The sequence below is a fragment of the Kitasatospora sp. NPDC098652 genome (assembly GCF_044760155.1).
Classification (GTDB): Bacteria; Actinomycetota; Actinomycetes; order Streptomycetales; family Streptomycetaceae; genus Kitasatospora.
This window is the reverse complement of the sequence record NZ_JBIWAQ010000036.1, coordinates 1-22,977: the sequence shown is the minus strand read 5'-3', so window position 1 is coordinate 22,977 and position 22,977 is coordinate 1. Positions and strand designations below refer to the sequence as shown.

Here is a 22,977-nt window from a genome sequence, read left to right as displayed (position 1 = left end):
CTCCGTCGGCCGCGGCTGCGGGCCGGTGCCGACGGCACGCCAGGTCAGTCCGCGCTGTCGGCGGCGGGTTCGGCGGGCCGGGTCGGCTCGGCAGGCCGTGTGAGCTCGGCCGACCGGATGGGCTCGGCGGGCCGGGGCGGTTCGGCGGAGTCGGCCGCCGGGTGGGCGGGCTCGGTGAAGTCGGCGGCGAAGGCCGAGAAGTCGGCGGTCCGCCAGCGCTGCGGGCGCAGCCGGAACAGGATGTCGTCCTTGAGCTGGTCGGCGGTGGCATCGAGGTAGCCGCGGGCCTCGTCCGGGTCCAGGTAGCGGTGGGCCAGGGCGTCCCGGACGGCCGGCGGCACCGGGTCCTCGACGGCGACGACCGGCCCTTCGACACTCACGTACCGGTAGGGCCGCCGCTCGTCCTGCACACAGAGGCTGAACCGGCCGGCGGCGCGCAGCAGTCGGCCCTTGACCGTCTCGCGCCCCGTCTGGACGAGAATCTCGCCCCCGGGCTCGTAGCCGTACCAGACCGGCACGCACAGGGGCGCCCGGTCGCCTTCTCTGGGGTCCGCGACGCTCAGCACCCCGACTCGGCGGTCGGCGAGGAAGGCCTCCCGGGCGTTCTGCGACATGGTGGGCAGCATGAATCGATCCCCTTTGCTCATAAGGACGTTGAGACCTGCAGCAGCTGCTCGTCAGCCGTGGCCAGGACGGACGTCGCGTCACTTGCCCGCAGGATGGGACGACGACCACTCGATCATGTGGACGCGTCACGGGAGGCGACGGCGGGCCATCAATGCTCCGGCAGCCCGTTCGTCTCCGTAGGAACAGCATGGCGCTACTGGCACGTACAGTGACGGGGAGATCACGCTACTGTCGTGAACATGTCACTCAGTGCCCGGAACTGCACCACCACCCCCGCCCGGCGCCCCGGACCGGGCCGATCGTGCGGGAACTCACTGGCGCGAAGATCATCGATCTGCGTTCAATGCCGGGGTGAGTCACGTAACGAACGTCATGATCTCCGTCGAAATGGACGACGTCCCGGCGGTCGAGGAACTGAGCCGGTGGTTGCAGACCGCCGCCCCGAAGCGCGGCTTCGGCCCCGGCGTCGTCGGCTGGGTCGGCGCGCTCCGGGAGACCACCGGCCGCGACACGACCTGGGGCGGCGGCAAGTACCCGGAGTGTGAGGTCTACGCCGGGGCGCTCAACCACGCCGATCTCGCCGGGCTGATCGCCCACATCGAGCGCATCCCGTGGCAACAGCCCGACTTCTTCCAGCTGTTCGTGAAGGACCAGTCCGACCTCTACTTCCGGGTGTGGATGTTCCACGGCGCACAGCTGCGGCAGCTGGCACCCGAAGGCCGGGACCGGGAGTTCGAACCCCTTCGCGCACCCTCGCACATCGACACCCGCTTCGCGCTCACCGGCGATGCCGAACTTCTCCGCGAGCTGTTGGTCTCCGCGGTCAACTGGGCACCCGGTCACGGCCTTTCGCCCGAGGCGGTGCTGTCCGATCCGGCCAACTCCCGCTACGTGGAGGGCTGGCCCCGACACGGCGACCTGGGCCTGGTGGCCGTCGCGTCCCGGGCGGCCCACGGTGACGCCCCGGTCGGCGCCGCGTGGCTGCGCTACTTCACCGAGGACGAACCCGGCTACGGCTTCGTCGCCCCCGACGTCCCGGAGCTCAGCATCGGCGTCCACGCGGCGGAGCGCGGCCGCGGCGTCGGCACCGTACTGCTCAGGCGCCTGCTGCGGATCGCCCGGGAGTCCGGCGTCGACCGCGTCTCGCTGAGCGTCGAACGGGCCAACCCCGCCCTGCGGCTCTACGAGCGCGAAGGCTTCCTGGCGCACGGCCCCCGCGAGGGCGAGGGCTCCCTGACCATGGTCGCCGACCTTCGGAGCCGTCCCTGACGCGCTGACCGGGCGGCCTCCCTCACCTGATCCTCGACCGCGCCCTCAGCCGAGGGCGCGGTCGAGGTTGAAGGCCGCGCTGATCAGTGAGAGGTGGGTGAACGCCTGGGGGAAGTTGCCGAGTTGCTCGCCGGTGCGGCCGATCTCCTCGGCGTAGAGGCCGAGGTGGTTGCCGTAGGTGAGCATCTTCTCGAAGGCCAGCCGGGCCTCCTCCAGGCGGCCGGCCCGGGTGAGCGCCTCGACGTACCAGAAGGAGCAGATCGAGAAGGTGCCCTCGGTGCCGTGCAGGCCGTCCGGGCTGGCCGCCGGGTCGTAGCGGTAGACCAGCGAGTCGGAGACCAGGTCCCGGGTGAGCGCGTCCAGGGTCGCCAGCCACTTGGGGTCGGTGGGCGAGACGAACTTGGCCATCGGCATCATCAGCACCGAGGCGTCCAGCACGTCGGCGCCCAGGGACTGGACGAACGCCCCGCGTTCGGCGGACCAGCCCTCCCGCATGATCTGCCGGTAGATCGCGTCCCGGTTCCGCAGCCAGCGGCCGAGGTCCGCGGGCAGGCCGCGACGGTTGGCCATCCGGATCGCCCGCTCGATCGCCACCCAGCACATCAGCCGCGAGTAGACGAAGTCCCGTCGGCCGCCCCTGGTCTCCCAGATGCCCTCGTCGGGCTGGTCCCAGTGGTCGCAGAGCCAGTCCACGACGGCCCCGACCTCGTCCCAGTGGGCGCTGCTGACCGGCTGCCCCCACTTGTCGTACAGGTAGACGGAGTCGATCAGCGCCCCGTAGATGTCCAGTTGGAGCTGGTGGGTGGCGTCGTTCCCGACCCGCACCGGCGCCGAGCCCAGGTGCCCTTCGAGGTGGTCCAGTTCGGACTCGGGCAGGTCCTTGCGCCCGTCGATGCCGTACATGATCTGCAGCGGGCCGGACGGGCCGGCGCCCCGCATGATCCCCTGCTCCGACAGGAAGCCCATGAACGACTCGGCCTCCGAGGTGAAGCCCAGGCGGAGCATGGCGTAGACGCAGAAGGCCGCGTCGCGCACCCACACGTACCGGTAGTCCCAGTTGCGTTCGCCGCCGACCCGCTCGGGCAGGCTGGTCGTCGGCGCGGCCACGATCGCGCCGGTCGGCGCGTAGGTGAGCAGCTTCAACACCAGCGCGGAGCGGTGCACCATCTCCCGCCACCGGCCGCGGTAGCGCGAGCGGCTCAGCCAGTTGCTCCAGAACCGGACGGTCGCCTCGAACTGCGCCTGCGCCTCGGCGTGCGGGCAGGCCCGGGGGCGCACGTCCTCGCCGATCCGGTCCAGCGCGAACACCACGGACTCGCCCTCCAGGAGCTTGAAGTGCGAGCGGACGTCCCGGCCGTCGCCCTCCAGCTGCACGGTCGACGTCAGTGCCAGGGCCATCGACGGGGCCTCGAAGACCGCCTCGCCGGACCGCACCCGCACCGTGTGCGGCTCCGCTCCGTAACCGAAGCGGGGTGCGATCCGCGCCGCGAACGGCAGCGTCCCCCGCACGCACACCACCCGCCGGATCAGCCGGTGCCGGGAGGCCTCGCGGGACTCGTCGACGACCGGCATGAAGTCCTGGATCTCCGCCACGCCGTCGGCCGCGTAGAACCGCGTGATCAGCACATTGGTGTCGGGGAAGTAGAACTGCCGCGTCCGGGCCGGCACGTCGGCGGCCAGCTCGAACGACCCGCCCCGCTCGGCGTCCAGGATGGACCCGAACACACTGGGCGCGTCGAACCGCGGGCAGCAGTACCAGTCGATGGTGCCGTCCGTCCCCACCAGGGCGGCGGTGCGGAGGTCACCGATCAACCCGTGCTCGGCGATCGGCAGATAGCGCGCTCCGCCCCCGCCCCCTCCTACGGATCCGGTCCCGAACTCCATGCCGGCCTCCCTACCGTTTCAGCGAGGGAAGGTACGGGCCTCAGCAGACCTCGCCTCTCAGGGTAGATCGCCCGGGCGTTCGGCGCGGCGGGCCGGGGGTCCGCCCGGCAGCCGGGCCAGGCAGCGGCGGCGTCCCCGTCGTGCCGCCGATCAGGTCCGGCGCCCGCCCGGTCACCAACTGCGACGCACCGGTCGCCGCTCCCCCGGCACGGCCACCGTCCGTCACGGGCCGGTGTGCCAGGACGGGCAGGCGGGCTCGTGCCAGGTGGTGCGGACGGCCCGGCCGCTCCGGGTGAGGTGTTCGCTGGACCAGGTACGGCAGCACCGGCCGCCCGGTGGAGCCGGAACCGGCTGCCGCACGGACCGGGCCTGGGCGGCGGACGCGGGCGCGGTGGAACGGCGGCGGTGGCGGCGGCTGGTTCCGGGTGTCGTCATGTCGCAGGCTCTGCCCACCGGGCCGCCCCACCGAACCCCGCGCTCACCCGAACGGCGTAATCCGTGCGCTCTCGGCGAAGTCCCCGGGGTCGGGGTCGGGGTCGGGGTCAGGTTCCCAGCTGGTCTCGGCGGATGCCTTCCGGGGCCACGCAACCGGGCCACACGGTGCGGCCCGTAGCGGAGTAGGAAGTCGGCCCGGTCGACTTCCTACTCCGCTACGGGCGGCTCGCTACGCTGAGGCGGCATCAGGTGGGCGGTGTCCGTCGGGGACCGCCGCGGAACGACGTGAGAGGACGGCCGGTGGGCATCTGGACCGAGGACCTCCGGGCGCGGCTGGCGCAGCCGTGGATCTGGTTCGTGGCGACGAGCGGGGTGGACGGCGCCCCGCACGTCACGCCGATGTGGGTCGGCCTGGAGGGTGAGCGGGTGTACTTCAACACCTCCATCGGTCGGATCAAGGAGCGCAACCTGCGGCACGACCCCCGGGTCTGCCTCTCCGGCTCCGACCCGGCCGATCCCTACGACCGCGTCCAGATCCACGGCCGGGCGGTCGAGTTCGTGACCGGCGAGCAGGCCGACCGGCAGATGGACCGACTCGCCCACAAGTACCTCGGCGTCGAGGAGTACGGCTGGCGCATCCCCGGCGAGCGGCGGGTCACCGTGTTCATCGAGCCCACCCGGATCCGCCGGGTCGTCGGGGTCGAACCGCTGCCGGCCGCCGCCCGGGCCGCCGACTGACCTTGCCCGCGTCAGCGGCAGCACTGGCGCCGGGACGGGTGCCGGGACAGGTGCCGGGACAGGTGGTGGCCGCCGCCCGGCCGTCCCGGCCACTGCCCGAGAGGATGAGCCTCGGGGCATCGAGTTGACGTGATCGTTCGTACTCGGGAGCATGTGTGGCCGCGTGCATTGCGCGGGTGTGCGCAGGTGTGCGCAGGTGTGCGCGGGCCGGTTCTCTGGGATGTGATGTGGGGTCATGACGTTGGTGATGTCCGGGCGGGGCGTGGCGAGGGCGGGGCTGGTCCTCGGAGCAGCGCTGGTGCTGGCGGTCGGCGCGACCGGCGGGGGTGACCGGGCGTCAGCGGCCCCGCTCGGGTCGGGCGCGGTGGTCCGGCCCGCCGCCGAGCCGGCCGATGTCCGGATCACGGAGGGCGAGGTCGGCGAGGTGGGGCCGCGCGGGACGATCACCTACCCGTCGGTGACCAGCTGCCTGGTCGTCACCGTCCTGCTGCGGGACGGCGGCAAGGTCGGCGGCCATGCGAGCCTGTTCCAGGTCCCGGGGAAGTACAGCTCGGACGAGATCCTCCCCGCCATCAGGCGGGCCGTCGGCCACCGGCCGGTGCAGGCCGTCGATGTCAGCGGGGCCGTCGGGGCCTGGAACCCCTCGTACTTCCGGAAGGCCATCGAGCGGTACACCGACACGGCCCCGCCCGGACCGACCGGCGACGCGCAGGGGATCGGCGACGCGGTGGCCCGCCTGCTGGGCCAGCCGCGCGGGAAGGTCACCGTCCAGGACCTGCCGGACGGCGACATCACGAGGTGAATCGCGGCCGACCGCCCGGCCCCGTGGGCCGAGCGGTCGGAACCGGCACCGGTCCCGTCCTGACCCCCGCTCGGGGGCCGGGCCGGGACCGGCGGCGCCCGTCAGTACGAGGCGCTGGTGGCACACCGGCCGGTGTCGCCGTTGCACACCACGACGTACGAGGTGATCCCGGCGTCCAGGAGGGTGTCGGTCCAGGCCGTGTCGTGGGGGATGTTGGTCCAGTTGCTCGAGCTCCCGCCGTTGGACTGCTGGAGGACCACGCTGCAGGCGTTTCCCCCGGTGGAGGTGGCGTAGCCCTGTACGTGGTCGTGCCCGCTGTAGAACGAGACCACCATGCCCCCGGCGCAGCCGGGAACGTTGGCCGGGTAGGTGGTGTTCGCCGACGCGATCCCCGTGCTGAGGCCCAAGCCGACCGCGGCGACGGTGGCGACGGCGCCGAGGCGGACGGCGGTGCGCTTCGTGATCATCGGTGTCTCCTGGTGTTGTCGGTGGTTGCTCTCCGGTCCCGGCCCGCGCTCTACTGCGTCAGGTACCAGCTCTGGTACGGGTTGTTGGTGTTGCAGCCCTCCTCGTGGAAGAGGTAGGGGCTGTTGTTGCCGTTGTCCAGGCAGGAGCGCACGGCGAAGTTGAAGAACTGGGTGCCGTACGCACCGTTGGTCATCGCCCAGATCTGGTACGGGTCCTTGTCGTCGCACGACTTCATCTGCACCGTGCCGGCGCTCATGGCCCGCATGCAGCGGCCGCTGCTGTCGTTGCGGAGCTGGACGTTCGGGTAGCCCGTGTCGGGCGCGGCGGACGCGACCTTCCAGCGGAGGTTGGCCGCGCCGGTGCTGTAGGTGGTCGAGCTCAGCTCGTAGCTGCCGTACACGCTCCCGAGGTGGTGGTCGATGAACTGGACACTGCCGATGACCAGGTTGTCCTGGTTGTAGTAGGCGTTCGCCGTTCCCGACGTGCCGATCACCGTGACGAGCGCGGCCGCCAGGCCGAGCACGGCCGTGTACCGGTACCTCATTCGTTGCCCCCCAGTCGGTAGGGATCGCCGTCGTCGGCGCGGGGTCCATCCTCACCGCGGCCCGTCCCGCCCGACCACGACGTTCACCCGACGTTGACCCGACACTTCCGCTGGGGGGAGGCCGTCAGCGCGCTCTCGCGGTCCGCTACGAAACAACCGTCCTCATCGCAGCCATCGACGAGTGGCTGTGATCACTACGCGTCGTCAGAGCTCGTAATCCTGGGCCAGCTCCTCCCAGCGAATGCTACGAAGCTCAGGACCAGCGTTCTCACCTGACGGGACATCCAGGACAGGCTGGAACCAGACCACGGTGAGGGCGGAACGGTGCAGCACCGGGTTGAGCTCAGGAGCGACCGCTGCCGAGCGGAAGAGGCCTATGCAAGCCACCTTGGGCAGCACCTCAACAGGGCCGAAGGCACCGGCGGTCTGGTCCGGGTACTCGCGGCAGGGCGGAACGAGATGGACCGGCGTGGAAAACGCGTGTTCGGCCTCCCGCTGGAGGCCGCTGACCGTCATGTCGTTGACGGGCTTGCATGGATAGCCCTCCAGGAATCCGCCGTAGGTCGACGACATCCGCAGGTGAGTGAGCTCGATCGAACGACCGGACGAGAGGACTATGTGGCTCAGCGACATGCCGACACCCTATGCGCACTGCTCGCTTCCGATACACGTCCCAGAAGCAGCTCCTGCCGCACGACGCCCCGCCGATCGTGCTGGCACTGCACCGGCGCGAGAACGTCGGACCGCGTCTGGACCGGCTCTTGTGATCACGGACTCGGGCGGCATCCAGGAGGAGAGGTATCAGGCCGCTGGACCGGATTCACGCGCGACGGGTTCACGCGGTGCGGGTTCACGCGGTGCGGGTTCGTCCCCAAGGGCGAGCGGGAGACGGACCACCGCGCGGGCGCCCGGGCCGGGCGACGGCGGGTCGGTGAAGGCGATGGTGCCGCCGACGCCGCGGGCGATCGCGCGGACCAGGGCGAGGCCCAGACCGGTGCCGCCGGCGTCGCGGGAGCGGGCGTCGTCCAGCCGGACGAACCGGTCGAAGACCCGCTCCCGGTCCTCCGGAGGGATGCCCGGGCCGTCGTCCGTGACGGTCAGCACGGCGAGCCCGTCCTCGGCGGTCACCGAGACGGCGACGGCGGTACGGGCGTGCCGGGCGGCGTTGTCGAGCAGGTTCCGCACCAGCCGGCCCAGCCGCAGCTCGCCGCCGGGGACGGGTGCGGGTTCCAGGGAGACGGCGAGGAAGGCCGGTCGGCCGGCCGACAGGTGGGTGCGCTCGGCGACCTGTTCGCCGACCAGGTCGGCGAGGTCCACGGGTTCGCCGGCGAGCGGTCCGTCGGGTTCCTCGACGGCGGCGAGCAGCAGCAGGTCGTCGGTGAGCCGCTGCAGCCGCTCGGTGTCGGCGAGCGCGTCGCGGACCACCTGCGGCCACTCCACGCCCGCGGGGTGGGCCAGCGGGACCTCCAGCGAGCTACGCAGCGCGGCCAGCGGGCTGCGCAGCTCGTGCGAGGCGTCCGAGACCAGTCGGCGCTGCTCGTCGATCGCGTGTTCGAGGCGGCCGAGGGTGGTGTTGGTGGTCTCGGCCAGCCGGGCGATGGCGTCCCGCGAGGGCGGCACCGGGACCCGCTCGTGGAAGGCGCCTGCGCCGATCCGGGCCATGCCCCGGCGGATCGACTCCACCGGCCGCAGCGCCAGGCCGGTGACCAGCCAGGCGGTCAGGGCGGTGAACAGGGTGGCGCCGGGCAGCACGTAGCGGGCGAGGATGCCGGTGACCCGGTCCTCGGCCTGGTCGGCGACGGTGGGGTTGACCAGCACGTAGACGGTGACGCGCTGGTCCGGCAGGCCCTCGATGCCGGTGTACCGTCGCAGGGCCTCGGAGGTGGCCGGGTCGGTGACCCGCTTGATCAGGGCGACATCCCGGCCGGTGAGGGAGGGGCCGTTCTCCGGCCGGTGCCACAGCCGGGTGTGGCCGGGCAGGGCGACCCGGACCCGCTCGGTGCGCGCGGGGGCGACGTCCTGGGGGTAGGGCGGGAGGGCGGCGAAGGGCTGGGGCGGCAGGCCCGCGTACTCGCCCAGCAGGGTGTTGGCCGCGGTCCCGGTCCTGCCGCGGTGGACGGTGATGCTGCCCTGGCCGTCGGGGGCGAGCGGGAAGGCCGGCCGGCCGTCGGCCAGCACCAGCAGGAACGACTCCTTCAGGGTCGCGTCCCAGACCTGGGAGCCGGTGGGTATGTCGTCGGTGACGAGCCGGGCGCTGTTCCGGGCCTGTTCCTCGGCGACCGCCGTCCACTGGTCGTGGACCGCGCCGCCGACCCAGAGGGCGGCCACCGAGAAGGCCACCGCCGAGGCGAGGGCGGCGCCGAGGGCGGCGCGGACGCGGAGCGAGGACCGGTGCCAGGGGCGCAGCAGCGGACGGAGGCGGTCAGCGCGCATCGGGGACCAACCGGTATCCGGCGCCGCGCACCGTCTCGATGCGGCAGCCGATGCCGGGCACGTCCAGTTTTCGCCGAAGGGCGGCGATGTAGACCTCGACGATGTTCACGTCGCCGCGGAAGGCGGCGTCCCAGACGGTGTCCAGGATGCCGCCTTTGGGGACCACGTCGCCGGGTCGGCCGGCCAGGCACTCCAGTACGGCGAACTCCTTGGTGGTGAGCCGGACTTGCCGGTCGGCGGCGGTGCAGCGGCGGGCCGCCGGGTCGATCCGCAGCGCTCCGACGGCGAGCACCGGCGGGCGGGCGGTGGCGCCGCGGCGCAGCAGGGCGCGCAGCCGGGCGGTCAGTACGACGTAGGAGAACGGTTTGCTGAGGAAGTCGTCGGCGCCGCAGTCCAGCGCCTCGGCCTCGTCGTACTCGCCGTTCTTCGCGGTGAGCATCAGAATCGGTACGGAATTCCCGGCGGCGCGCAGTTCGCGGCAGACCTTGAAGCCGTTGAGGCCGGGCAGCATCAGATCGAGCACGATCACCGAATAGGGTTCGGTGCGGGCGAGTTCGAGCCCTCGGATACCGTCGGCGGCCAGGTCGACCGCGTACCCTTCGGCCGCCAGCCCCTGCCTGAGGGACTGTGCGAGCCGTTCCTCGTCCTCGACGATCAGTAGCCGCATGTCGACCAACCTTAGGGGAATCCTGGTTTCCCGCAACGGCGTTGACCGGCTTGCCCGGGATATCCGGGCTGAAGTTTTCCTCAGCTTTCCTCAGTTTCCCTTCAGCGGGGAATTCCTAGCGTCCGGGGCATGGATATCCGACGTGTGCTGCCGTGGTCGGTGGCCGCCCTGTTCGCCCCGCTGTACGCGGCCGTCTCGCTCACCCGGCACGGCCGGTTGGAGAGTGTGGGGTTCGATCTGGGCATCTTCGAGGAGGCGGTGCGCGCTTACTCCCGGCTCGAAGCGCCGGTGGTCGCGCTCAAGGGCGCGGGCTTCAACCTCCTGGGCGACCACTTCAGTCCGGTGCTGGCGCTGCTGGCGCCGTTCTACCGGCTCTGGCCCGGCGCCGGGACGCTGTTGGTGGCGCAGGCGGTGCTGGTGGCGCTGTCCGCGGTGCCGGTGACGGCGTACGCGGCGCGGGTGCTGGGGACGGCGGGCGGGGCGCTCGCCGGGGTCGCGTACGGGCTGTCGGCGGGGCTGCAGAGCGCGGTGGTGTTCGACTTCCACGAGGTGGCCTTCGCGGTGCCGCTCGCGGCGGCCGCGGCGGTGGCGCTGGCCCGGGAGCGGTACGGCCCGGCGGTGGCGTGGGCGCTGCCGCTGCTGCTGGTCAAGGAGGACCAGGGGCTGCTCGTCGCGGTGGTCGGCGCCTACGTGTGGTGGCGGGGAAGGCGCCGGCTGGGGACGGTCACCGTGCTGGTGGCGGTGGCGGTCGGGCTGCTGGTCACCCTGGTGGTGATCCCGGCGCTCAACCCGGGCGGCGAGTACACGTACGCGCACATGGGCGAGTTCGACGGCGTGAACCCGCTGGCCCGGCTGCTGCTGCCGGCGGTCAAGGGGCAGACCGTCCTGCTGTTGCTGGCGCCGACCCTGCTGCTGGCGCTGCGCTCGCCGCTGGTGCTGCTTCCCGCCGTGCTGCTGGCCGCCCGGTTCTGGGTGGACAATCCGGTGTACTGGCGGACGGGGCAGCACTACGACGCGGTGCTGGTGCCGCTGCTGTTCACGGCCGGCCTGCACGGGGCCGCGCTGCTGCGGCCGCTGTGCCTCCGGCCGCGCCCGGGCCGGGGGCCGGTGGTGGCGGTGGGGATGCTCGCGGTCACGGTGGCGCTGACCACGCCCGGTCCGGTGGCGGACCTGCTGTCGGCGCACACCTGGCGGGGGGACGGACGGGCGGCGCGGGTGCGCGCGGTGCTGGCGGTCGTCCCGGACGGCGCCCGGGTCGCCGCCGGCAACCACCTGGCGCCGCAGCTGACCGGGCGTTGCACGGTGTCGCTGTTCCCGTACCTGACGCCGCCGGGCGGTCCTGACGACTGGGGACGGCCCGTGGCGGACTGGGTGGCGGTGCGGGACGCGCTGGAGGACTTCCCGGTGCCGGAGGAGGAGCAGCGGCGGTTCCTGGCCCGGCTGGTCGACGGCGGCGGCTACCGGCGGGTGGCCCAGGGAGCCGGGGTGTCGGTGTACCGCTGGCAGGGGCCCGCACAGCCCGCCACCGGCGCGGATACGTCCCGCCAGGCCATGCCCTTGCCCGGCACGTGGCCGATGCCCGTGCCCGGCCAGTACGCGATGCCCTTGCACCGTTCGCAGGTGAAGTAACTCGTGGGGTTCGCAGGGGAATCCGGCCGCGGCGTGGCCGAGAATCACCGGACCGGCGGGTTGCCCAGCCGGGCCTCCAGTCGGGCCACGTGCCGGAGGGAGTACCTGCTGCCGAGCTCCGCGGACCGCCGGTACCAGGCCAGCGCCTCCGGGAGCCGGCCGGCCTCGCGGAGCAGGTCGCCCAGCTCGCGCAGCGCCCGGCGGTCGCCGTTGTCGACCCGGCCCGCCAGCCACGCGTAGGCGTCGTCGAGCCGCCCCGCGTCCCAGAGCATCCAGACGGCCTCCCGGTAGGCGTCCCGGATCCGGCTGTCGGCCGCCCTCGCGTACCAGGTCAGCGCGGTGTCGATCCGTCCGGCCTCCTGGTGGAGGGCGGCGATGTGCAGCAGCGCGGAGTCGTCCCCGTGCCGGGAGGCCTCCCGGTACCAGTGCAACGCCCGGGCCGGCTGCTTCCCCAACCGGTAGAGCGCGGCCGCCTGGTGCATGGCCAGCACGTCGGACAGCTCCGCCGCCCGCAGGTAGTACGGCAGGGCGCCGTCGAGGTCGCCCTCGGCCTTCAACAGGTCGGCCAGCGGCCGCAGGGCCACCTTGTCCCCGCCGCGCACGGCGCGCCGGTACCAGTCGATCGCCTCCTCGACCCGGTCCGCGGCCTGCAGGTGCTCCGCCGCCTCGCGCAGCGCGGTGGTGTCGCCGGCCGCCACCGCCTCCTCGTAGGAGCGCAGTCCGCCCTCCCGGTCACCGGTGGTCCAGCGCAGGTGGGCGGCCTCGCGGTGCGCCTTCTCGTCGCCGTCCCGCGCCCGGCCCTGCAACCACGCCAGGGCCTCGGGCGCCCGGCCGTGGCGGCGCAGCACCGCCGCCGCCGAGCGCAGCGCCTGGCTCTTGCCACCCGTCTGGGCGGCGCGCTGGTAGAGGGTGATCGCCTCCTCGTCCTGCCCGTCGTGCTCCAGCTGGCGGGCCGCCTCCAGGGCGGCGTGGGTGTCGCCGGCGTCGGCGCGTTCGCGCAGCCAGGAGATCGCCTCGGCCAGGTCGCCGCTCTCGCTGAGCAGGCTCGCCGCCGACCGGACGGCCTGGCTGTCGCCGGCCTCCGCCGCGGCCTGGTACCAGGCCACCGCCTCCCGCGGCCGACCGGTCTCGTGCAGGAGCCGCGCCCCCACCACGAGCGTGTCGGTGTCCCTCGTGGTCACGGCCGTGTGGAAGGAGTACGCGTTGACCACCGGGTGGGCGCCGTGGTTGCTGGCCAGGAACTGCACGGCCGTCTCCTTGGCGGTGGCCTGGGCCAGCGACAGCCGGGGGTCCCGGTGCGCCAGCGCGGCCAGCCCGAGCAGCTCACTGCCCGTCAGGGAGTTGGGGACGTTGACGCCCGCCTCCTCGATCAGCATCAGGGCGGCGGCGTTCGGGGGGTCCTCGCTCCCCTCCCCCGTCAGCATCCGGGCGGAGTCGCAGACCGTCCCGATCACCAGGACCGGGGCGCGGCGGGTGTCGGACAGCGCCTGCCTGATCTCGTCGTGGATCCGCTGGGCCGTCACCCCCTGGGCGGTGTCCAGGTAGCGGTCGATCCGGTCCAGCCACACCACCGTCCTGGGCCCGGCCCCCGCCAGTGCCTGGAGCACCTGCCCGGTGTCGGAGGGGTTGGCCGGGTACCACAGCCGCCAGTCGGCGGGCAGCGACCGCACGGCCTCCCAGCAGCTGCGCGTCTTGCCGGTCGACGGTTCACCGCGCGCGATGACGATGCCGCTGTGCCCGCCGACCCCCATCCGCACCACGTCCAGCAGCGCCCGGTCGTGCAGCCGGTCCACGTACGGGGTCAGGGTCGGCAGGGTGTCGGGCATGTCCGGGAACGCGAAGGTCGGACGGACCCCGAGGGCGATCGGATCGAGCAGGTCCGCGACGGCGTGCCCGTACGGGGGCTCCGCCGCCGCCGCGATCCACAGGTTCCGGGCGCGCAGGGCGGCCTCCCCCGCCCCGACCCCCGCCATCCGGGCCAGCACCGACGCCACCGCCACCGCGTCGTGCGGGTTGGGCGGCAGCTGGGGCGAGCGCAGCAGCCGGCGGATGCTGTCCCGCTCCGGTGCGGCGGCGAGCGAGTCGTCCAGCCGGACGGCGCCCGCGATGTCGGCCAGGGACGGCGCGCCGGCCGAGAGGTACAGGTCGTGCAGGGCGTCCTTGAGGTCGCGCAGCGGCCCCGGTGGCGCCCACGGACGGGTCAGTAACCGCGGGCGCCGCCGCCCCTCCCCGGCCGACGGCGCGCGCCCGCGGGCCGCTGTCGGATGCCCCGGCCCGACGTCGGGCACCGCCCTGCCGCTCCCCTCCTGCACGCGGTGCCATGCCTCGGCCCACACCCGGGCCGGGTAGCCGGCGGCCGGTGACCTCGGATAGTCCGCGATCACCCGCATGAAGGCGCAGAACGTCCGCAACTGCGGCCCGCCGGGCGAGCGCAGCGCGTCGCTGACCGTACTGCGGGAGAGCTGTTCGCCGAGCCGCGCCGCCCGCGCCTCCAGCTCGCGCAGCGACGGGCCGCCGCACGCCTTCCGCGCGATCCGCATGGCCTCACCGAGCTGGTGGGGCTCCACCAGGGCGTCCGGTTCGGGCCAGGCGTCGGCGCCGTCGGCCAGGGCGTCCGCCGCCGACTGGCTCGCGGGCGTCTCCTGCCACAGCCGGGCGGCCTTGCGCAGCTCCGACGGCCGTCCGCCGCAGGCCCGTACGTAGGCCTCGACGACGGGCCAACTCGGCTTGGAAGCACCGGAGTCCGCGCGCGAGAAGGTCGCGACGGAGTAGGGTCCCATGGCCTCGTAGGTCTTGCCGCTGCGTTCCCGCAGGCCGCGCAGGTAGACGGCGAGCCGTTTCGCGAACGCACCGTCCGGCACCGCCTTCTTGTGCCGTCCCATACCGCACGCTCACCTGCGCCGGCGTCCGCGGGCGACGGCGGCGACCAGCCTTCTGGTCAGCTCGGCCGCGGCGAAGACCGCTGCGCTCGACAGGGCGATGATCGTCTCGGTGGACACCCCGGCCAGGGCGAGAACGACGACCGCGGTCAGGACACCCAACGCCAGGACGACGACCGGAACGGGCAGCACACTGCTGCCCGCCGCCGTCCGCCGCGGACGCGGCACACTCATACGAAGTCCCTAAAATCGAAATGACGTTCAATCGAGTCGTGAAGACCCGGGCCGGAGATTGCAGCTCCCGCCCAGCACCCGGCGTTCATTCTCGGGTAAGACGAGCCCCGCGATTTCCCCGAACGGCCCAACCGGCATTCCTCTCTGAAAGAACATCGCATGATCAACGGAGGTATCCGCAGCTCGCGGCCACTGTGAGCGCCCCCGCACACGCCGGATCGCGCCCATGTCCGGGTTTTCCTCCCCGACGAACGCCACTCCCGGTATTTCTTGCGCAGCAGTCCGGAACCCGCCGCAACAATCTCGCCCGGCGGAACGGGAAAAGGCCCAGGTCATCCGCCGCCGACCCGGCCGGTTCCATCGCCGCCGCCACCGCTCCGTCCGGCTCCGCAGCACGCAACTGGGCGTTCCGGCCGCGCTCCCCGCCAGCCTTGAACCCGATGTCCCGGTCGCGAGCAATCGACACCCAGGGACCACGGCCGCCCTCCGATGCAGCGGAGCCGGCCACCGTCCGGACCCAGCGTCCGGCCCTTCGGGGGCGCCCGGTGGGCGCCCCCGAAACGTCGAACGGCAGCGAAGTCCTGCCTGGCAGGCGGGAGTTGCCGACCCGTCGGGCGGCACGACGGCCCACCGCGGTCAGGCCGTGGTACCGGCCTGTGCGGCGCCCGTGCGGCCGCGCAGCGCGACGGCCGCGTGGCGGGCCCACCAGGCGGCGGTGTACAGCAGGAGCGCGGCGATCAGGCCCGCGCCCGCGCCCTTCGCCGCGTCGGAGAGCACGCCTTCGAGCAGGGCGTCCAGCGGCCGCCCGCCGGCCACCGCCTGCGGGCCGGCCAGCCACCACCAGGCGTGCGCGACGGCCCCGGTGGCCGTGCACAGGGCCAGCGCGAGCAGGACGTGGCGGCGCCGGCCCGCGATGGCGGCCAGGCCGCCGTTGGTGCGCAGCCGGGCCCGTCGGCGCCAGCCGAAGACGGCGATGGCGGCCAGGCCGCCGATGGTGCTGGCGTGCTGCAGGGCCCGCGCCCAGCTGAGGCTGCCGGCCAGGGTGGTGTTCAGCCAGGGCGCGCGGGTGACCACGAAGCCGTCGAAGTGGGTGAAGGAGTCCCAGACCAGGTGGGTGGCGAGGCCGATCAGTGCGGACAGCAGGACCCACCCGGCCCGCCGCGCCACCGCCCCGGCCGTACCGGGTGCACCAGGCGTTCCGGCCGTACCGGGCGCTCCGACCGTCGGCGCCGTGGGCGACGGAAGCGGCAGCAGCGCGGCGAGCGGCCGCCGCCCGGCCAGCAGGAGCGCCCACAGCGCGAGGGTGTACGGCAGGCCGACGGTGAGGGCGCCGGGCAGGGTGTGGGTGGTGGTGGCGTTGGCGAAGGGCTCGTACCAGGACTGGGCGCTGACCGGCAGTCCGGTGGCGACCAGGAAGTACGGCAGGTCCGGCGCGACGGCCCCGGCCACCAGCGCGGCCCGGCTGAACGGCGTGCGCAGCAGGGGCAGGACGGCTGCCGGGTGGGACAGGGTGAACGGCATGGGCATCCTCTCGCGCGGGCCCGCCGGATCCGGTGGAGCCGACGGCCCAATAGTCCGTTGAACGGAATGCTACGTCAAACGGAGTAATACGAGCGCGACGAACCCCGCTGCTCGGCCGGTACGGGTCCTACCGGCCGCTCGGCGGGGTCGGATCGTTCAGCGCGAGGCCCGGCCCAGGCGCCCGGCGAGCGGGACGGCCGCCAGGGCTGCCGTCAGGACGGTCGCCAGGGCTGCGAGCGCGGTGCGGTCACCCCAGGCCACCGTGCCGGCCTGGGCGAGCAACGGCGGGGAGGCCAGGGCCAGCGCGGCCAGTTCGCGGGTGCCCCGGGAGCCGTTGCGCCAGGCCGTCACCGCCGCGGCCGCGGCGAGCACCAGCAACGGCCAGCACCCGTAGTCGGTGCTGACCCAGGGCACGGCGTGCGCGGCCACCGCCGCCAGGGGTACCAGCACCAGCGCGACCGCCACCCCGGCGGTGCCCGCCCGGCCGGCCGCCAGGGCCTCCGTACGCCGGTCCGGCGGGCAGCCGAGCAGCGCGGCCGCCGCCAGCACGGCGGCGGCCGGGCCGGCGACCGGGTCGCCGAACGCCGGACCGCTGGCCACGGCGGCCGCGGCGAAGGAGAGCAGCCCGGCCACGGTGCAGGGCACGCCCGCCCGCCACCGTCCGGCCAGGGCGGCCGCCGCCCCCGCGAACACCAGCAGCGAGGAGACCAGCAACGCGCCCCACAGCCCGGACAGGTCGGACCGGAGCTGCAGCCCCAAGGGGGCCGGTGAGGCGGCCACGCCGGCGTACCAGCGCAGCAGGTGCAGTCCGCAGGCGGCGGCCGAGGCGGCCAGGACGAGCGGGTACGCCGTCCCGAGCACCCGCGCGGCGGCGGAGCCCGGCCCCAGCCCCGCGCGCAGCCGCAGCGCGTGCCCCGCCAGTTCCGCCGCGTCCCGCAGGCGCGTGCCCAGCGGTTCTCCGGCGGTCATCTCACGGTAGGTCGCGGCGATCTCCGCGCCGTGGGCGCGCCGGTAGGCGGCGGGGTAGAGGCGCAACAGGTGGTCGATCATGTGCCGGTCGCCGCCGGGCGGGCGGCGGACAGCCGGCGGGTGGCCTCCCGGGCCGTCGCGGCCAGCCGTTCGGCCTCCGCGGCCAGCCGCTCGCGGCCGGACGGGGAGAGGGTGAAGATCCGTCGGGCCCGGCCGTCGACGACCTCCTCGCGTTCGACCTCGATCAGGCCGTCGGCCAGCAGGCGGTCCAGGGCCCCGTACAGCGCCCCGGTACGCAGGGCGACCCGGCCGTCCGTCATCGCCTTGATCTCCTGGGCGATGGCGTAGCCGTGCCGGGGGGCGTCCGCGAGGGCGGTCAGGACCATCACGGTGGGTTCTTGCATCACACGCTCACTCACCCCATGAAGATAGTCACTCCGTCGGACCATCTCAACGAACCCGGAGGTCGGCCGCGCCCCGGAGCGTTTCCCGTGGCGTCCGGAGCGGATTCCCGGCCGTCCTGTGTGCCGGGCCGGACCGGGGTGGGCAACCTCCGATCATGGCACCAGCCGCCCCGGGCTCCCCCGGGTCCGTCCACCCCTGGAGGTCCCCGTGTCCGACCTGCCCAGCGCCGCCCCCGGCGCGCCCGCCGCACCGTGGGAGCGGCTCGACCTGTCCGAACTACTTCGCTCGGCCGCTCGTCTGCAACCCGAACTCGCGCTACTCCGACGGGAGTTGCACCGCCATCCGGAACTCGAACTGGACCTCCCCCGGACCCAGGCCCGGCTGCTCGCCGCGCTCGACGGCCTCCCCCTGGAAATCTCCCTCGGCAAGGGACTGAGCTCGATCACCGCCGTCCTGCGCGGCGGCCGACCGGGCCCGAACGTGCTGCTGCGGGCCGACATGGACGCGCTGCCGGTGCAGGAGGGCACCGAGCTGCCGTACGCCTCCGAGGCCCCCGGCGTGATGCACGCCTGCGGGCACGACCTGCACATGGCCGCGCTGGTCGGCGCGGCCCGGCTGCTGTGCGAGCGACGCGCGGAGCTGGCCGGGAACGTGGTCCTGATGTTCCAGCCGGGCGAGGAGGGGGCGGACGGCGCCCGGCTGATGGTCGAGGCGGGCGTGCTGGACGCGGCCGGGGAACGGGTGGTGGCCGCCTACGCCCTGCACGTGGCCGCCGCCATCCTGCCCAACGGGGTGGTCGCCACCCGTCCCGGGCCGGTGCTCGCCGCCTCCGACACCCTCCGGGCCACCCTGCGCGGGCGCGGCGGGCACGGCTCCAGCCCGCACTCGGCGCTCGACCCCGTCCCGGCGCTCTGCGAAACGGTCCTGGCGCTCCAGTCGATGGTGACCCGCCGGATCGACGCCTTCGACCCGGTGGTGCTCACCGTGGGCACGCTCGGCGCCGGTACGGCGGCCAACGTGATCCCCGACGAGGCGCGCTTCGAGGCCACCATCCGCTCCGTCTCGCGGCGTTCGCGCGAGCTGGTGTGCACCGAGGCCCTGCGGGTGGTGCACGGGATCGCGGCGGCCCACGGACTGGAGGTGGTGGCCGAGGTGGAGCCCGGCTACCCGGTGACCGTCAACGACCCGGTGGAGACGGAGTTCGCGTCCGGCCTGGCGGCCCGGCTGTTCGGGTCGGGTCGGTACCTGGAGATGCCCCAGCCGATCGCCGGCTCGGAGGACTTCGGCGTGCTGGGCGAGCTGGTCCCGTCGGCGTACCTGCTGCTCGGCGCCGTCCCGGCCGACGGGCGCGACCCGTTCACCGCGCCCTACAACCACTCCCCGGAGGCCGAGTTCGACGACGGCGTGCTCGGCGACGGCGCCGCACTGCTGGCGGGCCTGGCCCTGGGGCGGTTGGCCCGGGGGTAGCGACTCCGGGGGTGGCGACTCCGGGGGTAGCGACTCCGCTCACCGGAGTCCCGCGCCGCCCGCCAGGGCCCCGTCCCCGCGGCCCTTGCCTGAGCCCTCGTTAAAGGCTTCGGCAAGGGCCGCGCCCCGGGCGCGGAGGTCCGGTGGCCCAGCCGTGTCGCAGCTGTGCAGACTTCCGCCGAAAGGCCCGACGGCGCACTGATGAGCCGTTTCGTCGCGTTCCGTTCAAGCTCCGATTACCCCATCATGGGACGGTGCCACTGCGCCTACGCGCGTAGCTCTCCCCTGCATCCCCACAAGCCAAGGGACTTGACCCATGCTCAGACGCGTCAACGCGACACGCCCGCTCGCCCTGGGCGCCGCCGTCCTGACCGTGCTCGCCGTCGCGAGCACCGCCCCCCACCCGGCCGCCGCAGCCACCACCGCGGCCGCGAGGACGGCCACCACCTCCGCGACCACCACCCAGCACCGCGTCCTGTTCGACAACAGCAAGGCGGAGACCGCCGGCAATGCGGACTGGATCATCAGCACCAGCCAGCCGGACCCGCTCGCCGAGAACGCCGCCCCGCAGTCCGAGACCGACTGGACCGGCGCCATCTCCAGCTGGGGCGTCGCCCTCCAGAAGACCGGCCAGTACAGCCTCAAGACCCTGCCGAGTGGCTCCACCATCACCTACGGCACCGGTGGCGCGCTGGACCTCGCCAACTTCGACGAGTTCGTCCTGCCCGAGCCCAACGTCCGGCTCAGCGACGCCGAGAAGACCGCGGTCATGACGTTCGTCCAGAACGGCGGCGGCCTGTTCCTGATCTCGGACCACACGCAGAGCGACCGCAACAACGACGGCTGGGACTCCCCCGCCGTCATCAACGACCTGATGACCACCAACTCGGTCAACAGCAAGGACCCGTTCGGGCTCTCCGTCGACCTGCTCAACATCCAGACCGACAACCCGACCGCCGTCAACGACGCCACCGACCCCGTCCTGCACGGCCCCTTCGGCACCGTCACCGGCAGCATCATCCGCAACGGCACCACCTTCACCCTCAAGCCGGCCGACAACCCCGCCGTCAAGGGCATCGTCTACCGGACCGGCTACTCCGGCACCACCGGCGCCTTCTTCGCCACCAGCAGCTTCGGCAAGGGCCGGGTCGCCATCTGGGGCGACAGCTCCGCCATCGACGACGGCACCGGCGAGCCCGGCAAGACCGTCTACAACGGCTGGAACGACCCGGCCGGCACCGACGCCGCCCTCGGCCTCAACGCCACCGCCTGGCTCGCCGCCGGCGGCAGCGGCAGCACCACCGGCGGCGTCACCCTCACCAACCCCGGCGCCCGCACCGCCACCGCCGGCACCTCCACCAGCCTCCAGCTCTCCGCCACCGACACCGCCGGGGGCACCCTGGGCTTCAGCGCCTCCGGCCTGCCCGCCGGCCTGAGCGTCAACGCCACGACCGGCCTGATCAGCGGCACGCCGACCACCGCCGGGACGTACTCCGTGACGGCCACCGCGACCGACTCCACCGGCCCGTCCTCCTCCGTCACCTTCACCTGGACCGTCCAGCCCACCGGCGGCGGCACCGGCTGCACCGCCGCCCAGCTGCTCACCAACCCCGGCTTCGAGGCCGGTTCGACGACCGGCTGGACGGAGACCAACACCAGCGGCACCAGCACCATCAACAGCAGCTCCAGCGAGCCGCCGCGCTCCGGCAGCTACGACGCCTGGCTCGACGGGTACGGCAGCACCAACACCGACACCCTCGCCCAGACCGTGACCCTCCCGGCCGGCTGCAGCAGCTACACGTTCAGCTTCTGGCTGCACATCGACACCGCCGCCAGCAGCACCACCGCCTTCGACAAGCTGACCGTGACCGCCAACGGGACCACCCTGGCGACCTACTCCAACGTCAACGCGGCCACCGGCTACCAGCAGCACAGCTTCAACCTGTCCGGCTACGCCGGCCAGAGCGTGACCCTCAAGTTCTCCGGCGCCGAGGACTACACCAAGCAGACCTCCTTCGTCCTCGACGACACCGCCGTCAACGTCTCCTGAGCCACGACCGGTCGCCCTCCCCGCCGGATGGGGAGGGCGACCGGCGCGCCCCACTGCCAGGCCTGTTGGTCGCACACCGCCCCCGGGTGCACACCGTCACCGGTGCTGCTGCTCGGCGGCGATCGGGACATCGCCACCCCGTACGAACTGCTCTACGAACAGGCCCAGTTGGCGCACGACCCGGAGATCGTGATCGTCCCCGGGGCGGCGCACTCGGTGCAGAACCGGGCGGCCGACCCGGTCGGACGGCAGGCGGTCCACGACTTCCTGCTCAGGCAGCCGGAGCAGCGCGAGCCGCCGGCCTACCCCTCCGGCGGCGAGCCCGGCACGGTCGGCACGCTCGTCACAGGCAGGTCGAGGGCCCGGGCGAGGGCGGCGGTGACGGGGGCCCGATGAACGGGCGGCAGGTACTGCCGGGCCCAGTCGGCGGCCAGCCCGAGGAAGTCGGCCAGATCCCGTTCGACCCCGGCGAGCAGCCCACCCAGGTCCACGACGGGCAGCACGATCACCGGACTGTCGGGCTCGTCGGCGTTGACCGTGAGCCGGACGGTGCTGCCGAACCGCTCCGCGACCGGGGAGACCGGCTCGTGCCCGTAGCCGACCAGCCCGCCGTGCTCCGCCAGCCCGTGCCAGTCCCGCCAGTCCTCCAGGCCGTCGCAGCAGCCGGGCTGGAACACGATGCCGGTGGCCCGGTCGGTGACCCGCAGCCCGCCCGCCGCGTACACGTCCTCGACGGTCAGCAGTCCGTACAGGAAGGAGCCCAGCGGGTCGGCCGGCCGGGGCGGCCGCTCGCCCTCGGGATCGAGGTCGGGACCGCTGCCGTTGCAGCGGGCGACCAGCAGCACGGCCGTCCCGACCTCGGCGGGCGACAGCCCGCCGTCGAGGGCGAGGAACTCGGTGGACCCGGTGTCGGCGACGGGCCAGAGGTCGAAGTCGTCCAGGGGGCGCGCCTCCAGGACGGGCTGCATCACGATCATCCGGCCGAGTCTTCCATGCCCGGGGCGGCCGTCATCGCCCGGCCTGGGTGAAGCGGCCACCGAGGTAGCGGTGTTCCGGGTCCTCCGGGGACAACTCGCCCAGTTCGGCGATCAGTTCGGCGGCGAAGGGCTCGGCGTCGTCCTGCGGCTCGTAGCCGAGCGCCCGGGCCGTCGAGAGGTCCCACCAGGCGCGGGTGTTGGCGGAGATCCCGTAGGCCACGGTGTGGCCGGTGACCGGGCCGGTGAGTGCGGCGTGCGCGAGGCGGGCCCAGTCACCGGGGCTGAGCCAGGTGGCGAGCATCCGGATGCTGCGGGGCCGGTCGGTGAAGGAGCCGATGCGCAGGGAGACGGTCTCGATGCCGTGCCGGTCGGCGTACAGCGAGGCGAGGCTCTCGCCGAAGCACTTGGAGACCCCGTAGTACGTGTCGGGCCGCTGCGGCGCGTCCACCGGCACGGTGCCGCCGTCGGCGGGCCGCTCGGTGAAGCCCGTCGCGTGGTTGCTGCTGGCGTACACGATCCGGCGGACGCCGGCCGCCCGGGCCGCGTCGTACAGCCGGTAGGTGCCCTCGATGTTGGCGGCCAGGATGTCGGCGAACGGCGCCTCCCCCGGGATCCCGGCCAGGTGGACCACGGCGTCGACCCCGTCCATCGCCGCCGCCAGCGCCTCGACGTCCAGCAGGTCGGCGGTGACGGCCCCGGGCTCGCCGGGCACGGGCAGCCGGTCGAAGCTGCGCAGCCGGTGGCCGTACCCGGGCAGCAACTCCCGCAGGCAGCTGCCCATCCGGCCGGCGGCTCCGGTGATCAGGACCTGACCGGGCTGGTTGACCGTCATTCGTTCCCCCTGGGTTCCTCGTCGCGGGGGGGGGGGGGGGGGGGGGGGGGGGGGGGCGGCGCGGGCGGCGCCCCCCCCCCCCCCCCCCCCCCGCGGCGCGCCGCGCGCCCCCCGGGGGGCCCGGGGGGGCGGCCCCCCCGGGGGGCC

Annotated in this window: 22 protein-coding genes; 7 read left to right on the top strand and 15 right to left on the bottom strand. The window is 73.7% G+C overall.

Features of this window, described 5'->3' with window-relative positions; genetic code table 11:
- Positions 1-44: 44 nt before the first annotated feature.
- Positions 45-626, bottom strand: coding sequence for a pyridoxamine 5'-phosphate oxidase family protein (locus ACIQWA_RS38625; RefSeq protein WP_402491222.1), 582 nt, complete (start codon positions 624-626; stop codon positions 45-47).
- 352 nt (positions 627-978) lie between these two features.
- On the opposite strand from ACIQWA_RS38625, the gene ACIQWA_RS38620 reads away from it, so the two are divergent.
- Entirely contained in the window at positions 979-1,896 is a 918-nt protein-coding gene (locus ACIQWA_RS38620) for a GNAT family N-acetyltransferase (protein ID WP_402491219.1), read from the top strand.
- A 45-nt stretch (positions 1,897-1,941) separates the two neighbouring features.
- Here the strand turns inward: ACIQWA_RS38620 and ACIQWA_RS38615 are convergent, their stop codons facing one another.
- A complete protein-coding gene (locus ACIQWA_RS38615) occupies positions 1,942-3,780 on the bottom strand; it encodes a glycoside hydrolase family 15 protein (protein ID WP_402491216.1) in 1,839 nt (612 codons plus the stop codon).
- 222 nt (positions 3,781-4,002) lie between these two features.
- A complete protein-coding gene (locus ACIQWA_RS38610; protein ID WP_402491213.1) occupies positions 4,003-4,215 on the bottom strand; it encodes a hypothetical protein in 213 nt (70 codons plus the stop codon).
- Positions 4,216-4,515: 300 nt separating this feature from the next.
- On the opposite strand from ACIQWA_RS38610, the gene ACIQWA_RS38605 reads away from it, so the two are divergent.
- Positions 4,516-4,953: a PPOX class F420-dependent oxidoreductase gene (locus ACIQWA_RS38605; RefSeq protein ID WP_402491211.1), complete on the top strand. Its 438-nt coding sequence runs from the start codon at positions 4,516-4,518 to the stop codon at positions 4,951-4,953.
- A gap of 235 nt (positions 4,954-5,188) precedes the next feature.
- Positions 5,189-5,755, top strand: coding sequence for a hypothetical protein (locus ACIQWA_RS38600; protein ID WP_402491208.1), 567 nt, complete (start codon positions 5,189-5,191; stop codon positions 5,753-5,755).
- Between the two features lie 101 nt (positions 5,756-5,856).
- On the opposite strand, the gene ACIQWA_RS38595 is transcribed toward ACIQWA_RS38600, so the two are convergent.
- The 5 genes from ACIQWA_RS38595 to ACIQWA_RS38575 all read right to left on the bottom strand — a co-directional run bounded on the left by ACIQWA_RS38595 (position 5,857) and on the right by ACIQWA_RS38575 (position 9,867).
- Positions 5,857-6,222: a hypothetical protein gene (locus ACIQWA_RS38595; RefSeq protein ID WP_402491205.1), complete on the bottom strand. Its 366-nt coding sequence runs from the start codon at positions 6,220-6,222 to the stop codon at positions 5,857-5,859.
- 50 nt (positions 6,223-6,272) lie between these two features.
- On the bottom strand, positions 6,273-6,767 hold the full coding sequence (locus tag ACIQWA_RS38590) for a ricin-type beta-trefoil lectin domain protein (RefSeq protein WP_402491202.1): 495 nt from the start codon (positions 6,765-6,767) through the stop codon (positions 6,273-6,275).
- 204 nt (positions 6,768-6,971) lie between these two features.
- Complete coding sequence (locus tag ACIQWA_RS38585) at positions 6,972-7,400, bottom strand: hypothetical protein (RefSeq protein ID WP_402491200.1); 429 nt, start codon at positions 7,398-7,400, stop codon at positions 6,972-6,974.
- A 168-nt stretch (positions 7,401-7,568) separates the two neighbouring features.
- The gene (locus ACIQWA_RS38580) at positions 7,569-9,200 is read right to left on the bottom strand and encodes a sensor histidine kinase (protein ID WP_402491197.1); all 1,632 of its coding nucleotides are present in this window, start codon (positions 9,198-9,200) and stop codon (positions 7,569-7,571) included.
- Positions 9,190-9,867, bottom strand: coding sequence for a response regulator transcription factor (locus ACIQWA_RS38575; protein WP_402491194.1), 678 nt, complete (start codon positions 9,865-9,867; stop codon positions 9,190-9,192). The genes ACIQWA_RS38580 and ACIQWA_RS38575 overlap by 11 nt, the downstream gene beginning before the upstream one ends.
- A 129-nt stretch (positions 9,868-9,996) precedes the next feature.
- Here ACIQWA_RS38575 and ACIQWA_RS38570 point away from each other — a divergent pair, with 129 nt between their 5' ends.
- Positions 9,997-11,496 carry a DUF2079 domain-containing protein gene (locus ACIQWA_RS38570; RefSeq protein ID WP_402491191.1) on the top strand — a complete coding sequence of 500 codons (1,500 nt, stop codon included), beginning with the start codon at positions 9,997-9,999 and terminating at the stop codon, positions 11,494-11,496.
- A gap of 44 nt (positions 11,497-11,540) precedes the next feature.
- Here the strand turns inward: ACIQWA_RS38570 and ACIQWA_RS38565 are convergent, their stop codons facing one another.
- From ACIQWA_RS38565 to ACIQWA_RS38545, 5 genes are all read right to left on the bottom strand, one after another.
- A complete protein-coding gene (locus ACIQWA_RS38565) occupies positions 11,541-14,378 on the bottom strand; it encodes a hypothetical protein (protein WP_402491188.1) in 2,838 nt (945 codons plus the stop codon).
- Positions 14,379-14,387: 9 nt separating this feature from the next.
- The gene (locus ACIQWA_RS38560) at positions 14,388-14,609 is read right to left on the bottom strand and encodes a hypothetical protein (protein WP_360231548.1); all 222 of its coding nucleotides are present in this window, start codon (positions 14,607-14,609) and stop codon (positions 14,388-14,390) included.
- Positions 14,610-15,245: 636 nt separating this feature from the next.
- Positions 15,246-16,130, bottom strand: coding sequence for a DUF4184 family protein (locus ACIQWA_RS38555; RefSeq protein ID WP_402491184.1), 885 nt, complete (start codon positions 16,128-16,130; stop codon positions 15,246-15,248).
- Positions 16,131-16,286: 156 nt separating this feature from the next.
- The gene (locus tag ACIQWA_RS38550) at positions 16,287-17,180 is read right to left on the bottom strand and encodes a hypothetical protein (RefSeq protein WP_402491181.1); all 894 of its coding nucleotides are present in this window, start codon (positions 17,178-17,180) and stop codon (positions 16,287-16,289) included.
- Positions 17,177-17,503, bottom strand: a complete 327-nt coding sequence (locus tag ACIQWA_RS38545) for a PadR family transcriptional regulator (RefSeq protein WP_360231557.1) — start codon at positions 17,501-17,503, stop codon at positions 17,177-17,179. The genes ACIQWA_RS38550 and ACIQWA_RS38545 overlap by 4 nt, the downstream gene beginning before the upstream one ends.
- A 268-nt stretch (positions 17,504-17,771) precedes the next feature.
- Between ACIQWA_RS38545 and ACIQWA_RS38540 the strand changes: the two genes are divergently transcribed.
- The 3 genes from ACIQWA_RS38540 to ACIQWA_RS38530 all read left to right on the top strand — a co-directional run bounded on the left by ACIQWA_RS38540 (position 17,772) and on the right by ACIQWA_RS38530 (position 21,417).
- Positions 17,772-18,971 (top strand): M20 family metallopeptidase, encoded by a 1,200-nt coding sequence (locus ACIQWA_RS38540; protein ID WP_402491281.1) that lies wholly within the window; start codon positions 17,772-17,774, stop codon positions 18,969-18,971.
- 316 nt (positions 18,972-19,287) lie between these two features.
- The gene (locus ACIQWA_RS38535) at positions 19,288-21,021 is read left to right on the top strand and encodes a putative Ig domain-containing protein (RefSeq protein ID WP_402491178.1); all 1,734 of its coding nucleotides are present in this window, start codon (positions 19,288-19,290) and stop codon (positions 21,019-21,021) included.
- Positions 21,022-21,048: 27 nt separating this feature from the next.
- On the top strand, positions 21,049-21,417 hold the full coding sequence (locus ACIQWA_RS38530; RefSeq protein ID WP_402491175.1) for an alpha/beta fold hydrolase: 369 nt from the start codon (positions 21,049-21,051) through the stop codon (positions 21,415-21,417).
- Here ACIQWA_RS38530 and ACIQWA_RS38525 read toward each other — a convergent pair.
- Positions 21,324-21,998 (bottom strand): hypothetical protein, encoded by a 675-nt coding sequence (locus ACIQWA_RS38525; protein ID WP_402491173.1) that lies wholly within the window; start codon positions 21,996-21,998, stop codon positions 21,324-21,326. The genes ACIQWA_RS38530 and ACIQWA_RS38525 overlap by 94 nt on opposite strands.
- Positions 21,999-22,029: 31 nt before the next feature.
- Complete coding sequence (locus ACIQWA_RS38520; protein WP_360231566.1) at positions 22,030-22,830, bottom strand: NAD(P)-dependent oxidoreductase; 801 nt, start codon at positions 22,828-22,830, stop codon at positions 22,030-22,032.
- Between the last annotated feature and the right edge of the window lie 147 nt (positions 22,831-22,977).